The 15456-nt window shown below is 60.2% G+C and carries 12 protein-coding genes and 1 pseudogene; 11 read left to right on the top strand and 2 right to left on the bottom strand.

Annotation, left to right across the window (positions count from 1 at the left end):
* Nucleotides 1-167: 167 nt before the first annotated feature.
* The 6 genes from DF196_RS09055 (at nucleotide 168) to DF196_RS09030 (ending at nucleotide 9133) form a co-directional block, all read left to right on the top strand.
* The gene (locus tag DF196_RS09055; protein WP_241519667.1) at nucleotides 168-4229 is read left to right on the top strand and encodes a SpaA isopeptide-forming pilin-related protein; all 4062 of its coding nucleotides are present in this window, start codon (nucleotides 168-170) and stop codon (nucleotides 4227-4229) included.
* A gap of 231 nt (nucleotides 4230-4460) precedes the next feature.
* Nucleotides 4461-6053, top strand: a complete 1593-nt coding sequence (locus DF196_RS09050; RefSeq protein ID WP_109057510.1) for a SpaA isopeptide-forming pilin-related protein — start codon at nucleotides 4461-4463, stop codon at nucleotides 6051-6053.
* A gap of 203 nt (nucleotides 6054-6256) precedes the next feature.
* Nucleotides 6257-6511, top strand: a complete 255-nt coding sequence (locus DF196_RS09045; protein WP_109057509.1) for a type II toxin-antitoxin system RelB/DinJ family antitoxin — start codon at nucleotides 6257-6259, stop codon at nucleotides 6509-6511.
* A 1-nt stretch (nucleotide 6512) separates the two neighbouring features.
* Nucleotides 6513-6788 carry a Txe/YoeB family addiction module toxin gene (locus DF196_RS09040; protein WP_109057508.1) on the top strand — a complete coding sequence of 92 codons (276 nt, stop codon included), beginning with the start codon at nucleotides 6513-6515 and terminating at the stop codon, nucleotides 6786-6788.
* A gap of 179 nt (nucleotides 6789-6967) precedes the next feature.
* Nucleotides 6968-8038: a Cna B-type domain-containing protein gene (locus DF196_RS09035; RefSeq protein WP_109057507.1), complete on the top strand. Its 1071-nt coding sequence runs from the start codon at nucleotides 6968-6970 to the stop codon at nucleotides 8036-8038.
* A gap of 165 nt (nucleotides 8039-8203) precedes the next feature.
* Nucleotides 8204-9133, top strand: coding sequence for a class C sortase (locus DF196_RS09030; protein WP_241519666.1), 930 nt, complete (start codon nucleotides 8204-8206; stop codon nucleotides 9131-9133).
* Here DF196_RS09030 and DF196_RS09025 read toward each other — a convergent pair whose 3' ends face one another.
* Nucleotides 9134-9406, bottom strand: coding sequence for a DUF4160 domain-containing protein (locus DF196_RS09025; RefSeq protein WP_158276306.1), 273 nt, complete (start codon nucleotides 9404-9406; stop codon nucleotides 9134-9136).
* Nucleotides 9399-9632 (bottom strand): hypothetical protein, encoded by a 234-nt coding sequence (locus tag DF196_RS09020; RefSeq protein ID WP_109057504.1) that lies wholly within the window; start codon nucleotides 9630-9632, stop codon nucleotides 9399-9401. The genes DF196_RS09025 and DF196_RS09020 overlap by 8 nt, the downstream gene beginning before the upstream one ends.
* A gap of 172 nt (nucleotides 9633-9804) precedes the next feature.
* On the opposite strand from DF196_RS09020, the gene glmM reads away from it, so the two are divergent.
* From glmM to ftsE, 5 genes and pseudogenes are all read left to right on the top strand, one after another.
* Nucleotides 9805-11190, top strand: coding sequence for a phosphoglucosamine mutase (gene glmM / locus DF196_RS09015; protein ID WP_109057503.1), 1386 nt, complete (start codon nucleotides 9805-9807; stop codon nucleotides 11188-11190).
* Nucleotides 11191-11376: 186 nt separating this feature from the next.
* Complete coding sequence (locus DF196_RS09010) at nucleotides 11377-12030, top strand: peptide deformylase (RefSeq protein WP_109057502.1); 654 nt, start codon at nucleotides 11377-11379, stop codon at nucleotides 12028-12030.
* Between the two features lie 169 nt (nucleotides 12031-12199).
* Nucleotides 12200-12331 carry a hypothetical protein gene (locus DF196_RS14065; RefSeq protein ID WP_277745553.1) on the top strand — a complete coding sequence of 44 codons (132 nt, stop codon included), beginning with the start codon at nucleotides 12200-12202 and terminating at the stop codon, nucleotides 12329-12331.
* Nucleotides 12332-12671: 340 nt separating this feature from the next.
* Complete coding sequence (gene prfB, locus DF196_RS09000; RefSeq protein ID WP_109057500.1) at nucleotides 12672-13802, top strand: peptide chain release factor 2; 1131 nt, start codon at nucleotides 12672-12674, stop codon at nucleotides 13800-13802.
* Between the two features lie 65 nt (nucleotides 13803-13867).
* Nucleotides 13868-14801 (top strand): annotated as a pseudogene (gene ftsE / locus DF196_RS08995) (cell division ATP-binding protein FtsE); the annotation flags it as partial.
* Nucleotides 14802-15456: the final 655 nt, after the last annotated feature.

Raw genomic sequence — 15456 nt, 5'->3', positions numbered from 1 at the left:
TACTTTCTGCAAATAAAGACTGCTTTGCAGTCGTGCAAACGTTGGCTGTGCTTTGCCTTGTAATACGGATAAGCGTGAACACTGCGCCGTACGCCGAACCGTCAACGACGACGCACGAGACAACCGAGGGTGGTTGAACGAAAGGCAACCACCTCAAGGGAGAGACGATGAACGTACCTACGATGACCCCGTTTGCAAAGGGGGTGTCCGAAGCCAAAGCCCTGGCGGCGGCGACCCTCGCCGCAGCGATGCTCGTCGGCTCCGCCGCGTTCATCACCGCACCCCGCAGCGTCTATGCGGAGGATGCCCAATTGTCCGATGGCGCTCTGTGCACGCCGTCCGAGCAGAAGATGGGTACCGACACGGATCCTTCCACTAATCGTGATTCAGGCGTCGCCACGTGGGTTGGTGGCAACATGTACGTGGGCAAGAAGCCGGCCAACACCGCCAATCTGAAGAATGCGAATGGTCCTGACGGCTCGTACGCTGTGGAGGCCGAAGGTCTGACGGTCGTCAACGGCAAGTTGATGATGAACCCGATCAAGAACTCGTGGAGCAACGCCGGCTTTCGTTTCGGTATCGCCGGTTTTGGCACGCAGTTCCGTCCCGCGAAGGACAGCACGGCGTTGGTGGTCGGCGGCAACACTGGTGATACTGATTTGCCGGATTGGTCGAATGTACAGGCGTGGACCCATTCCGGTTTTCTGCGCGACAACGGCCATATCGCGTCGATCGCCGGCACCAGTTCCGACCGCTGGGGCGCAACCGGGACGAAGTCCTTGGATAAGAATCCGTCCAACACGAATGCTTCAGTCAACTGGAACGTGAACAATCCGATGGAGAACGTCACCGTCAAAAGCGACGACGACGACAAGGACGCCTCCGACGACATCAAGAACCTTTCCGAGAGCGAGTACTACCAGAATTACATCGTCGAGGACATTTCCGCGCCGCTGGCGTTTCAGACCGCGACCGGCACGGTATCGCAGAGCGTTTCCACGCTGGACACGTTGACCCGTCACAAGTACAACTCCAACACCAGCCACGTCCAGTACACGTTCAACTACACCGATGACACGAAAAACGGTACCGGCCGTGGCTTGGAAACCACCGACTCCTACACAAACCGTGAGAAGCTCATCACGTTCACCGGCACGAACAATCCGACGATGGAGGTGTTCAATCTCGACGCCAGCATGCTCACCGATTACATCGATGGTACCCGTTACCGCGGCGTCGCGTTCGCGTTTACGAACATCGCCGACACCGCATCCATCGTGATCAACGTGACCGGCAACAGCAAGAACATCAGCTTCCACAACGGCTGGCAGTTCTGGTGGAACGGTCAGGAGATCTCCGACGGCTATTCCGACGTGGCTGGCAGCGATATCCAGAAGGCGTACGCGAAGGCCGCGCAGAAGATCCTGTGGAACTTCCACGACACCGATAACCTCACCATTTACGGCGGCATCGCCAACGAAGGCACCGACAAGTACACGGAGGACGATCCGGCCGCCGCGATGCTCGGCAGCATCATCGTGATCGGCGACGCCAACTCCGGCGACGAATCCGGTAACGCGGACAATACGACCGGCAATTTCGAGTCGCATGTGACCACGAACGGCCGCGTGTACACGGAGGGCGACTTCTCCATGCACAACCCGCACTTCGCGGCGAAGTTCACGCAGGCCGGTGCGAACGACGGCGATTCCGCGTCCGTGATCGACATGGATCAGGAACGTCATAACTTCCCGTGGAACGGTTCGTACACCGAGTCGTGCTCTGCGATTGCGTGGCAGAAGTCAGACGAGAACGGCAGCGCGCTCGCCGGCACCACGTGGGCTGTGTACGGCACATACGACGATGCCGTGAACGGTAAGAACGCCCTTTATACCGCGGTCAAAGACAACGACTTCGCCGATAAGGATGCTGCGGCCGGTGCGTTCAAGATCGAAGGCCTTAAGTCGAACGCCACCTACTTCATCAAAGAGGTCGCGGCTGGCGACGGTTATCAGTTGAATACGAATATTTATTATGCCGCGACCGGTGAAGCATCGGATACGGCAGTCACCGTGAGCCAGTCGGTCTCCAAGGACGCTGACAGTTCATTGGAATTCGGCACGACTGACATGACGAGCGGCAAGATCATCAATAAGGTCTCCGGCCACGAGGTGACATGGACGAAGACGGACGATACGGATTCCACCAAATCTCCTTTGGCTGGTTCCGCATGGCAGATTGCGTCGGAGGGCGATGCGACCAACACGAAGATCTGGAACATCAAAGATAATGTGAATGCTGCCACTGGCGTCACCATCACCCCGACCTCCGCCACGCTCGACTCGTCCAACCAGTACAAGGCGACGCTCACCGCCGCCGTCCAGCCGTCTGAAGCCGTACAGAACGTCACATGGGCGTTCACGGATGAGAACGGCACTCCGAAGTCCGACGAATCTGCCGCCGTACTGAGCAAGACCAGTGATCTGCGTGCGGATGTCATCGGCACGAGCGACACGGATGACACCGTCTACGTCAAGGCATGCTCGGTATCTAATCCGGACGTGTGCAGTGCTGTGGTGACTATCACGGTCAAGGCTGCCAATGTCACAAGCTTGACCGTCAAGGATTCGGAAGATAAATCCGTTGCGGAGAACGCCGTAATCACCGCTGGTGACGATGACCTCACCTTCACTGCGGCCGCCACCCCGTCCGTGCCGATTGTCTGGACGACTAGCGACGAAGACATCGCCACGGTGAGCACGTCCGAGAATGGTGCAAAGGCCACCGTGTCCGTGCACGGCTTCGGCACGGCCACCATCACCGCGAAGGCCGGCAACAAGACCGTCTCGTTCACGGTGATGACGCCGAGCACGACCGTGTACTTCAAGAAGACGCTGGTGGGCTGGTCGAACTACTACCTGTACTACGACGACGGTGTTTCGTGGAAGTTCGTGAAAATGGACCGGGCCTGCGGTGACTACGTGGCGGTCACAATCCCGCGGGTCACGAGCGGCAAGCAGTTCCTGTTCCACGACAGCACCAATCCAAAGTCGGGCAATTGGTATAAGCCGTCCACGGCCGCGAACGCGAACTTCACGTTCACCGGCAACGAGGTGCAGGTCGTCGAACTATACAACAACTCACAGGGTTCGATTGCACCATCTGGATGTTCTTCGGTGTCCGATTATTCGCATGCCGATGATGCGAACGTTACTGGTTATGAAGGTGAAACTGTTGCTGATGAGGACTTCAATACCTTTGATGGCAATGGTTTAGCGGTGGATAATCAGATGAATACGTTCGCTGACAATAGGTCCACCGAGAAGGCGGTCACGCCCTGTGTCGCTGCTGACGGTGTTAGCGGCAATCCCGGTGTGAAGTGCGACATTGACACGACGCCTGGCAAGTTCAAGGTCGATGGTCTGGATGCGGGCACGTATCTGCTTCACGAGATCACCGCGCCTGACGGCTATACGCTGAATAAGACCGTGTACCAGTTCAAGATTGACTCTGATGGCAAAGTGACATGGAATGGCGGCTGGGCCGATGGCGATACGGCCAAGGAGATGAACGCGAATCTTATTCCGGACGCCAATAACGGTAATGCCATTAGTGACCAGTCCACGGAAGTCACGTGGTACAAGGTCAGTTCGGAAGATTCCGATTCGACCACGTATCTGAAGGGTGCTCAGTGGGAGCTGATTCGCACGAAGGATGGTTCCGGTTCGTCCGTGAAGGATGAAGCGTACTGCATCGTTGACGGTAACGGTGATGGTGCCAGCAAGGATAACAGTCTGATTTGCCCGAATTCCGATTCTGGCGCTGATAGCGGCACGGATTCCTCCATCACACGTCTGACTGACGTGAGCAAGGTGGACGAGCAGTCTGGCACCGTACAGGACATCGCCGACGGCATCATCAAGCTCACCGGCCTGAAGTTCGGCACGTACGAACTGGTCGAGACGGTGGCGCCGGAAGGCTACGACCTCTCCACGACCAAGTACACGTTCAAGATCGATCAGAACTCCAGCGATGGTGCAACGGTCCAGATTTCCTTCACGAAGGATGGCACGAAGACAGATGTTGCGGGCAACCGAATCCCCAACAAGCCCGGCGTGGAAATGCCGGACACCGGCGGCATCGGCACCAGCATCTTCCTCGTCGGCGGCACCCTAGCCGTGCTCGTCGCCACACTCGGCCTAGCCGAAGTAAGGAGGCGACGCCCATGACCATCCCCTACCCGAGGGGAGGAGACCCCTAGCCAAAAAACTTCCTCGGCCCCCTCTGACGAGGGGGCTCCCGGCAAAGCCGGGTGGGGGAGAGACAGCCTCCCAAAAGAGGGCGACTCCTTTTCTGGTTCCCTTCCCTGAGGGGAGCGCCAGCCACAACCCCCAACCCATTTACCAACAACCACCAACCAAACCAAACCTGTAGAGAAAGAACTCTAAAAAGGAGCAATCATGAAGAAGTTAGGCAAGGCCCTCCTCGGCCTCATCGCCGCCGTGGCGATGCTCTTCACCGGCCTCACCGTCGGCGCCGTCCCCGCAATGGCGGATGGCGATGAGCAAATCATCCCCGCTGCCAAAACCAGCTATACGATTACGCCGCCGGCTGATAACACCCATACGTATGAGGTGTATCAGATCTTTACTGGCGATGTGTCCAAGGATAAGGACGGCAACAAGATTCTGTCCAACGTGAAGTGGGGGCAGAACGGCACGAACGACGGAACAGCTGTTGCTGTCGGTGATTCTGTGCCGGAGACCGTGCTGGATGCGCTGAAGGCTGTTTCCAAGGAGGGCGATCAGGCGAAGCTGGATGTCATCAAGAAGTACGTTAATCTAAATAGCGCTCCATACGATACGGTTAAGACCACAAAACTGTCCAACGTTCCTGCTGGTTATTACCTGATTAAGGACAAGGATGGTACTGTAACCGGTGATGATGCGTATACGCTGTACATCGTGCAGGTAGTGGGCGATGTGACTATTACGCCGAAGTCCAATGTGCCGACCTCTGAGAAGAAGGTCATGGACAAGACCGACTCTAATGAGGATAACAGCGTAACCAGCACAGATAAGAATGATGGTAAGTGGACTGATTCCGCCGATTATGATTTTGGTGACCCGGTTCCCTTTAAGCTGACTGGTACGGTTGCCGACAACTATGACAAGTACAAGGTCTACAAGTTCACGTTCCACGATACTGAGGCTAAGGGTCTGAAGTTCCAGAAGGATACCGTCGAGGTGAAGGTCGATGGAAATACGATTACCACAGGGTACGAAGTTGTGGACGAGGGTCTGACTGACCAGTGCACTTTTGAGGTTCGTTTCGCCGATTTGAAGAGCATCAAGTCCGTGAAGGCCGGCAGCGTCATCACCGTCGAGTACAAGTCCGAACTTACCACTGATGCCAAGGTCGGTGCCGAAGGCAACCGGAACACGATGCACCTTGAGTTCTCTAACAACCCGAATGATGAGCAGGGTGGCGAAACTGGTAATACTCCGCCTGATACGGTCATCGTGTTCACCTACAAGACCGTGTTCAGCAAGGTGAGTCCTGAAGGCACTGAATTGACTGGTGCCGAATTCACCTTGGAGAAGAAGGTCTGCACAACCACTGATGGCGAGACCGCCTGCGAGTACAAGGCCATCTCCGATGCGACCAAGGCGACTTCAAGCGTTGAAGGTAACAAGTACACGTGGACCGGTCTGGATGCCGGCGATTATCAGCTGGTTGAGACCAAGGCTCCTGATGGCTACAACAAGCCCGACAAGCCGATTCAGTTCACTATCACCGCGGAACACAAGGTGTTGTGGAACGGTGATATTAACGATAATGCACTGACCAGCCTCAACGGCAGCAGCACCGATGGATTGGTTAAGAACATTAAAACCACTGATGGTTCTGTGACTGCCGATATCGAGAACAAGGGAGGCTCCGAGCTGCCTGAGACCGGTGGTATCGGCACCACGATTCTGTACGTGGCCGGTGCCGCGTGCGTGATCGCCGCCGGCGTGTGGTTCGGCCTGCGTCGCCGCAACGCCCGCTGATTTCGGTCCGGGCCCATAACCGTCTAAGGGTGTTGTTTCATCTAGCCTATGTTGGCGAGGTGAAGCAACACCCTGGCCATCTGCTTCCGCTTTGAAAAGATCTGGTCGTGAACCGTCGGATTTCATGTAATCGCTCACGGTATCTATATATAAAAGATATATAATCAATATATAAACGATATCTCTTGTGGGTTGGAGGCTTCATGGCTACGACGTTGGTCAACGTCCGACTGGACGAGCAGACGAAAAAGGATATGAGCGCGGTATGCAATGAGCTCGGACTGAGCATGAGCGCCGCGTTCAACATCTTTGCCAAGGCGGTGGTCCGGGAAAGGCGCATCCCCTTCGAGGTGACGGCTGACCCCTTCTATTCGCCAGCGAATATGCGGCATCTGGCGCGCTCCGTGGCTCAACTTGATGCTGGACTCGGGCAGCCACATGACCTGATCGGGGAATGACGTGATCAAAGTCTGGTCCGATGAAGGGTGGGAGGACTACCTGTACTGGCAGACAGTCGATAAAAAGACGCTGAAACGCATCAACCTGCTCGTCGAGGACATTGAGCGAAACGGCATGGCCGAAGGCGTGGGTATGCCGGAACCATTGCGCGGCAACCTGTCCGGGTGGTGGTCCCGCCGTATCGACTCCAAAAACCGTCTGGTCTATCGCATCCGTGGTGGTGATGAGCCGCGGCTGGAAATCGCCTCCTGCCGCACTCATTACCAGGAACACTAAAGGAACAACAGTCGGCCGGCGAATGCGGCGGATTTTGTAATAGGCGGCGCGCGGGCGGTACCGAAAGGTGAAGCGGCGTAGGATTGGTAGCAATCGCAACGATTGCGGCTGTCTTTCGGTCCGGCGATAGTGGCTTTATCACAAACGGAGCAGATAAGAAGAGATTGAAGCAAGGAAGAATGATGACTGACACAAATGGCGGCCGTTCCGGCCGAAGCGTGGCGGTGCTCGGCGCGCGCTGGGCAGGCAATGCCCTTGCGACGATCTGCGCGCTGGTGCTCGCCTTCGCCATGTGCGTGGCCGGGCTTGTGGCCGTGCCCTCGGCTGTAGCTGATGAGGCTGCGACTACTGTGGACGAAACCGGCAGCATCACCGTTGATTATGAGAACGGTGATACGCCCATCGGCAATGCCACCGTAAAGCTGTATCACGTCGGTAATTGGGATTCGTCTGGCAATTTTGAATCCGTTTATCCTTTCAACAAGTACAACATTACGTGGAAGCAAGCGGATGCCGATGCCTATCGTGATTTGGCCGAGACCATTCGTGGATATATTTCAACGGACAACATTCCTGCGGATGCAACCCGAACCACGAATGCTTCTGGCGTAGCTACGTTCGATGGTCTTGCCAAGGGCCTGTATCTGGTAGTCATCGAGTCGTACAGCGATGGTGATTTTTCGTGCAAGCCTTCGGCCCTACTGGTCTCGATTCCTTCCGCCACTGGTGAGAATGGCAAGACCACGATGAATCCCACCATTTACCCTAAGACCAGCTGCGAAACCACCCCGCCGACTCCTCCGACTGAAACGGTGAAGAAGAAGGTCGTCAAGGTCTGGAAGGGCGATTCCTCGACCAGCCGTCCGGGCAAGGTAATCGTGCAGCTGCTCCAGGACGGCAAGGCGATCGACGAGGTGGAGCTCAACGCCTCCAACAACTGGACGCATGAGTGGACCAACCTGCCCGCCGGCCATGAGTACCAAGCGGTCGAGAAGACCGTGCCGGATAACTACACCGTGCTCGTGGACCGCGAGAACGACGTGATCACCATCACGAACACGTATACGCCTCCGACGCCTCCGACTCCGCCGGGGGGCCATAACCCGCCGAGCGACAACACCCCGCCAAGCAAGAAGACCCCGCCGATTGGCGAGACCGGCTCCAATGTCGTCATCGCGGCGATTTGTGCCGGTGTGCTGGGCGGATTGGGTGTGATTCTGCTGGTGCATCGGAAGCGGAAGGCGAAGTAGCGGGTGAGGGGGCTCCTCGTGGACTCCCCTCAGGCGGCTCCGCCGCCAGCTCCCCTCAGAGAGGGGAGCCAAAAAACGTGTGGCATCCCTAATTAGTGGGAGCCGAGAAAAAAGATTGACCCCCTCGGTCATTGAGGGGGTCGATTTGTATGGAAAGGAATGGGGATGGCGGCTCATCGCAGGAAGACCGCGGACACGGTTTCGCGCATCATTTCCGCATTCTTCGCGGTGGTGCTGGTCGCGGGCATCGGCCTGATCGCGTACCCCACGGTGGCGGACTGGTGGAATCGTATGCACCAGTCGCGCGCGGTCGCCACCTACATCGAGGAGACCGAGGACCTTTCCAAAGCACAGCGCAAGCAGATGCTCGAAGCGGCTCGCGCGTACAACGCGACGCTTCCATCGCAAACGGACCGCTGGCGTCCCACCAAGGAACAGACCAAGCAGTACGACTCCCTGCTGGACGTCTCCGGCACCGGCATCATGGGCTACGTCACCATCCCCAAGCTCAAAGTGCGGTTCCCCATCTACCACGGCACGGACGCGGGCGTCCTGCAAATCGCCATCGGCCATCTTGAAGGTTCCTCGCTGCCGGTAGGCGGCGCAACCACGCACGCCGCCGTCTCAGGGCACACCGGACTGCCGAGCGCCAAGCTGCTGACCGGCCTCGACACCCTCGAAAAGGGCGATACGTTCGCATTCCACGTGCTGGGGGAGACCTACACCTATCAGGTCGACAAAATCAGCGTGGTGCTGCCGACCAACCTCAAGAACCTTGACATCGAGGACGGCAAGGACCTCGCCACCGTCATCACCTGCACGCCCTACGGCGTCAACTCGCACCGCCTGCTCGTGCGCGGCCACCGCATCCCCAACCCCACCAAGCCGGACACCACCGATTACGACACCCCCGTGCGCATGATGACCGCCGGCATCGTTGCCGTGGTGGTCTCCGTGCTCGTGATCGGCGCACTGATCCTCCGCTGGCTCTACGTGCGCCGCCATCGCCCCGTGGGCCTGCACACCTCCGGTGCCGACGCAGTCGTTGCCGCCACCGCCAAAGACGATGTAAGTAGTGCGGAAAACGACCATTGATCAGTGGTCAAAATGCACGTCATCGCCGAAAAGACGATGCCATGCGTCGATGATTTCGTTGTAGTTGCGTGCGACGGCGGCTTGGATCAGGCGGATATGTTTTGCCGGGATTCGGCCATGGTTGTGAGATAACGACACAGTGCCGTCGGCGTACAGTACGAACCGGGCAAGATCGCGTTTGCCGCCTTGCGCCACATGGACATGAACGCCATGCTCACGGTCCAAGGTGCTGAAATACACGCTATAACCAGCCAGAAAGAAAATCTCAGGCATTGGAATATTCCCGGTCGATGGTCCGGAACTCATCGATCATCGGCTTCATCTTGCCGAACCAGTGATGCAGAAAAGGCTCGCCTTGTTTGCCGAACGTGGAGGAAAGAATGTTGCCGTCATTGTCCAACGTTGCGGTGCGGTCGAAGCCTGGTTCGGTGATCACCATCACGTCATCGTCCCATTGGGTCTTGATGCCGTCCATGATGAATACGTTCTCGTCGGGCATGTTGCGCTCCTTTCGATCATTCTTATTATCCCGCAGACATCCATGTTCGGCAATGCGTTCCAACCGCGAAGAAAATGCGGAGGACTGCCCGCGTGGGGCGGCACGGTGCCACGGAACGCACGGAGTCGACTAGGATGAATCGGGTAACTGAGATATAAGGAATGGGACTCATATGCCGAAGATGTTTGGAACCGATGGTGTTCGTGGCCTGGCCAACAAGGATCTGACCGCCAGACTGGCGCTCGACCTGGGAGACGCGGCGGTGCGCGTCCTGGGCGACGCCGGCACGAAGGACGACCAGCCGGAAGGTCGCCGTCGCGCGCTCGTGGGCCGTGACACCCGCGTTTCCGGTGACTTCCTGGCCTCCGCGCTCTCGGCCGGCATGTCCGCCGGCGGCTTCGACGTGATTGACGCCGGCATCATCCCCACCCCGGGCGTGGCCTACCTGACCAGCGTGCTCAACGTGGAGATGGGCGCCGTGATCTCCGCCTCCCACAACCCCATGCCGGACAACGGTATCAAGTTCTTCGCGCGCGGCGGCTTCAAACTGCCCGACCAGAAGGAAGACGAGATCGAGGCCGTGCTCGGTCAGGACTGGGAGCGCCCCACCGGCGCCGGCGTGGGCCGCGTGAGCCATGACCAGAACACCGCCACCAACCTGTACATCGACCATTTGGTCTCCACCATCGCGCCCTTGAACGACGACCAGACCCAGCCCAAGCCGCTGAAGGGCCTCAAGATCGTGGCCGACTGCGCCAACGGAGCCACTTCCGTGGTGGCCCCCGAGGCCCTGCGCCGCGCCGGCGCGGACGTGATCGTGATCAACGCCTCCCCGGACGGCTACAACATCAACAAGAACGCCGGCTCCACCCACCCCGAGCAGCTGCAGGCCATGGTCAAGGCCACGGACGCCGTGATGGGTGTGGCCTTCGACGGCGACGCCGATCGCTGCCTCGCCGTGGACGAGGACGGCAACATGGTCAACGGCGATCAGATCATGGGCATCCTGGCCCGCGCCAAGCAGCGCGAAGGCAAGCTCGCCCATGACACGCTCGTGGTCACCGTGATGAGCAACCTCGGCTTGAAGCTCGCCCTGAAGGACATGGGCATCAAGACCGTAGAGACCGCCGTGGGCGACCGCTACGTGCTCGAGGAGATGCTCAAGGGCGGCTACACGCTCGGCGGCGAGCAGTCCGGCCACGTCATCAACCGCGAATTCGCCACCACCGGTGACGGCACCCTGACCGCCCTGACCCTGTGCAACGAGGTGGTCAAGTCCGGCAAGAGCCTGAAGGAGCTCGCCGCCGACTTCCCGCAGCTGCCGCAGACCCTCATCAACGTGCCGAACGTGGACAAGAACGCCGCATCCACCAACCCCCGCATCCAGGCCGCCGTGGCCCACGAGGAGGAGCTGCTGGGCGAGTCCGGTCGCGTGCTGCTGCGCCCCTCCGGCACCGAGCCGCTGGTGCGCGTGATGGCCGAGGCCGCCACCCAGGCCTACGCCGACGAGGTCTGCACGCGACTGGCCAAGATCGTGGCCGAAGAGCTCGCGCTGTAGTTTCGGTACTCCTTCTCGGTCTTTGCTACGCAATTTGGCTCCCCTCGGAGAGAAGCGCCGCGGAAACCGGTTACTGGCTCCCCTCTCTGAGGGGAGCTGTCAGCGGAGCTGACTGAGGGGAGCATCACGTAAGTCCCCCATTCCCTCCCATATCCGTCCCCTGCATCGCCCCATATAAGGAACCCCATGTTTGGAAAGAACGCAAAAGTCGACCTCGAACTCAACCGTATCGTCGAGCAGCTCATCAAGACCGGCGGCAAGGAGAAGATCCTGCCCATCGTGCAGGCCGGCGAACCGGTGTTGCGCCAGCAGACCATCGCCTACAACGGCCAGCTGTCCAAGCACACGCTCCTGAAGCTCATCGACACCATGCACACCACCATGCTGGAAGCCCCCGGCGTGGGCTTGGCCGCCACGCAGATCGGCCTGGGCCTGGCCCTCGCCGTGGTGGAGGACCATGTGCGCGACGACGAGGATGATCCGCGCGAAATCGCGGAATTCCCGTTCCATGTGATCATCAACCCCACGTACAAGCCGGCCAGCGACAAGACCGCCAGCTTCTTCGAGGGCTGCCTGAGCTTCGACGGCTACCAGGCGGTGCGCAAGCGCTGGCTGGACATCGAGGCCGAATGGGACGACGAGGACGGCAAGCGTCACAAGGAACGCCTGCACGGCTGGCCGGCCCGCATCTTCCAGCACGAGACCGACCATCTGAGCGGCGAACTGTACATCGACCGTGCCGAAATCCGGTCGCTCACCACCACCGAGAACCTCGAGGACTACTGGTGCAACGACCCGGTGCCCACCGAGGCCGCCGAGGAGCTCGGCTTCGCGCTGTGATGCCGCATCCGATGCGGTCAACGCGGCCAAAGTGGCCAGCGCAGCCGAATCGGCAAATCGGGCGATTCCGACACTCGCGACACATCCGGAAATAGGCAATGTCCGGCGCGATGATGCGCTTCAGCCTAGCGCGATTCCCGTCTCAGGTCATCGCTATACTCCTGACCTCGTGAGTGAATATCAGGACAGCCGTCAGCAGCGCGAACACCGCCGCCGCACCATGGTGCGCGTGGTGTGCGTCGTCATTGCTGTGGCCATGCTCGGCTCCCTGGTTATCCCCGCCATCTACGCGGGGCTTTGACGCTGCCTGTGCACACCGTGCCCGCGGAAGAGCACGTCTGATGCACAGGGACGATTCGGCGAGCCAACGCGACTGAACGGCAAATCAGCCATCGGCGAACGGCTCGCCAACAATCCCGCCCCAACGCATCGCAACACCGCGGACCGGCAGGCCGGGGAGCCCAGCCCGAGAGAACACGAATCCAAACGCCGCCAAGCCAGCACAGCGGAAACGGGAACCGGAATCGTGGAGTCGGGGAGGGGAACCGAACCGGCACCAAGCCAACGGAATGTGCACAGGCTGTCAACGAAGACGTGATATTCCAAGGTATTTCACAGCACGAACAGTAAGGTAAGACACGATGGCAGAATTTGACTTTTCCCAAGCAATCGGTGACGCCCGCGCCAAGTACGATTCCATCGCCAAGGCGCTGGACGTGGACCGTCTGAAGTCCGAGATCAAGGATCTCGAGGCCCAGGCCGCGGCCCCGGGCCTGTGGGACAACCCGGAGAACGCCCAGAAGATCACGAGCAAGCTCTCCGCCGCCGAATCCCAGCTCAAGCGTCTCGACTCCGCCTCCCAGCGCATCGACGACGTGGAAACGCTCGTGGAGCTCGGCCGCGAGGAAGGCGACCAGGACTCCCTGGACGAGGCCCAGAACGAGATCGGCGAGATCCAGAAGGACCTCGACTCCATGGAGATCCAGACCCTACTCGACGGCGAATACGACGAGCGTTCCGCGGTGGTCACCATCCGCTCCGGCGCCGGCGGCGTGGACGCGGCCGACTTCGCCCAGATGCTCCTGCGCATGTACCTGCGCTACTGCGAGCGTAACGGCTTCAAGGCCAAGGTCATGGACACCTCCTACGCCGAAGAGGCCGGCATCAAGTCCGCCACCTTCCAGGTGGACGCGCCCTACGCCTACGGCCGACTGTCCGTGGAGGGCGGCACCCACCGACTGGTGCGCATCTCCCCGTTCGACAATCAGGGCCGCCGCCAGACCAGCTTCGCCGCCGTCGAGGTGGTGCCGCTGGTCGAGGCCACCGATCACATCGACATCCCGGACACCGATATCCGCGTGGACACCTACTGCTCCTCCGGCCCCGGCGGCCAGGGCGTGAACACCACGTACTCCGCCGTGCGCATCACCCACTTGCCCACCGGCATCGTGGTGACCATGCAGGACGAGCGCTCGCAGATCCAGAACCGCGCCTCCGCCATGGCCGTGCTGCAGTCCCGACTGCTGGTGCTGCGCCACGAGGAGGAAGCCAAGAAGAAGAAGGAGCTCGCCGGCGACATCAAGGCCAGCTGGGGCGACCAGATGCGCTCCTACGTGCTCCACCCGTACCAGATGGTCAAGGATTTGCGCACCGGCTACGAGACCAGCCAGACCCAGGCCGTCTTCGATGGCGACATCAACGGCTTCATCGAGGCCGGCATCCGCTGGCGTCACGAGCAGCGTCGTCAGGCCGCCGCCGAAGCCGAAGAGTAAATCTCGAAAACCTCGGCTCCCCTGACCGAGGAAGCCAAGATAATCGAAGGAAAGCAAGAGCAAACATGGCACTGATCTCATTGGATAACGTATCCAAGATCTACCCCAGGGGCACGCGCCCCGCACTCGACGGCATCAACCTCAACATCGAGCGCGGCGATTTCGTGTTCCTGGTGGGTGCCTCCGGCTCCGGCAAGACCACGCTGCTGAGCCTCCTGCTGCGCGAGGAGGAGGCCACCAGCGGCGAGATCCGCGTGGCCGGCAACGACCTGCGCCGCATTCCGAACCGTCAGGTGCCGCATTACCGTCGTTCGCTGGGCTTCGTGTTCCAGGATTACAAGCTGCTCAACAACAAAACCGTGTGGGAGAACGTGGCCTTCGCCCTCGAGGTGATCGGTACGCGCCGCTCCACCATCAAGTCGCTGGTGCCCAAGGTGCTGGATACCGTGGGCCTCACCGGCAAGGAGAGGAACTACCCGCACGAGCTGTCCGGCGGCGAGCAGCAGCGCGTGGCCATCGCCCGCGCGTACGTGAACCATCCGCAGATTCTCCTCGCGGACGAGCCCACCGGCAACCTCGATCCCACCACGTCGCTGGGCATCATGGAGGTGCTGGACGCCATCAATCGCACCGGCACCACCATCGTGATGGCCACGCACAACGAGGAAATCGTCAACTCCATGCGCAAGCGTGTGGTGGAGCTGCACAACGGCAAGATCGTGCGCGACGAGGCCCACGGCTCCTACGATTCCGCCCTCTACTTCCCTGACGCCGAGGTGGAGGCCCGCTCCGAACAGGCCTCGCGTATCCTGCCGTCCACCTTCACGTCCGACAAGTCGCTCGCCCAGGAGGATGGCCCGTCCGAAGGCATCGCCCGACTGGCCAATTCCGTGCATTCCGGCCGCACCGGCCGCTACGGCGAGACGTTCGCTCCGCTGGAGAACACGCTCACATGGGGCAAGGGACTGCCGCTCGAGGAGCAGGCCAAGGCCGTTGAGGCGGAACGTGCCGGTAAATCCGCGGTTTCCGGCATGTCCGGTATTGCCGGTGATGGTTCCGATTCCGTCGTTTCCGCCGCGCCTGCCGCGTCTGGTGATGCCACTCGCTCCAACCCCGATCACGCCCGTTTCATGCGTCCGGCTTCCGGTGATGCCGCCCAGGCCGGCCTGTCCGATTCCGTGTCCGCCGGTCAGCAGGCCGATGCCGTGCCCGCCGATGCGCTGGAACAGACGCAGACCTTCAATCCCATCACCGACGGCTTCGAGCCTGCTGCCGGACAATCCGGTCAGCCCGCCGCATCCAACGATTCCGCAGACCACAAGCCTCACGGTTGGGCCGCTGCCCTCGCCAAGTCCGATCCGAACAGGGGCAACGCCCGCTCCGAACAGCCCGCCCAGTCCGATCAATCCCGTGCCTCGGCCGATGATTCCGCCGCCCGCCGCGACGATGCCGCCGTGACCGATGGCCCGTCCGATGCGGACGCGACGGACTCCGCCAAGGCCTCCGACCAGATTCAGTCGGATCACAATGATCATCGCAGCGACCGTCAGCCGGCCGCCGATGCTGCCGATGCCGCCGCTGACGGTACGAACGTCGATACAACCGCACCGGCCCCGCCCGCGCCTCCCTGGCTGGGATTCCCAGGGGCGAGCCC

The organism is Bifidobacterium callitrichidarum (assembly GCF_003129905.1).
GTDB lineage: Bacteria > Actinomycetota > Actinomycetes > Actinomycetales > Bifidobacteriaceae > Bifidobacterium > Bifidobacterium callitrichidarum.
Note: the sequence above shows the minus strand (reverse complement) of the source record. Positions and strands in the feature narration are given on the sequence as shown.

Excerpts from the sequence above, each read along its gene's own strand:
- DF196_RS09055 (WP_241519667.1), top strand. The coding sequence starts at position 168 with ATGAACGTACCTACGATGACCCCGTTTGCAAAGGGGGTGTCCGAAGCC.
- DF196_RS09050 (WP_109057510.1), top strand. The coding sequence starts at position 4,461 with ATGAAGAAGTTAGGCAAGGCCCTCCTCGGCCTCATCGCCGCCGTGGCG.
- DF196_RS09045 (WP_109057509.1), top strand. The coding sequence starts at position 6,257 with ATGGCTACGACGTTGGTCAACGTCCGACTGGACGAGCAGACGAAAAAG.
- DF196_RS09035 (WP_109057507.1), top strand. The coding sequence starts at position 6,968 with ATGATGACTGACACAAATGGCGGCCGTTCCGGCCGAAGCGTGGCGGTG.
- DF196_RS09030 (WP_241519666.1), top strand. The coding sequence starts at position 8,204 with ATGGCGGCTCATCGCAGGAAGACCGCGGACACGGTTTCGCGCATCATT.
- DF196_RS09025 (WP_158276306.1), bottom strand. The coding sequence starts at position 9,406 with ATGCCTGAGATTTTCTTTCTGGCTGGTTATAGCGTGTATTTCAGCACC.
- DF196_RS09020 (WP_109057504.1), bottom strand. The coding sequence starts at position 9,632 with ATGCCCGACGAGAACGTATTCATCATGGACGGCATCAAGACCCAATGG.
- glmM (WP_109057503.1), top strand. The coding sequence starts at position 9,805 with ATGCCGAAGATGTTTGGAACCGATGGTGTTCGTGGCCTGGCCAACAAG.
- DF196_RS09010 (WP_109057502.1), top strand. The coding sequence starts at position 11,377 with ATGTTTGGAAAGAACGCAAAAGTCGACCTCGAACTCAACCGTATCGTC.
- prfB (WP_109057500.1), top strand. The coding sequence starts at position 12,672 with ATGGCAGAATTTGACTTTTCCCAAGCAATCGGTGACGCCCGCGCCAAG.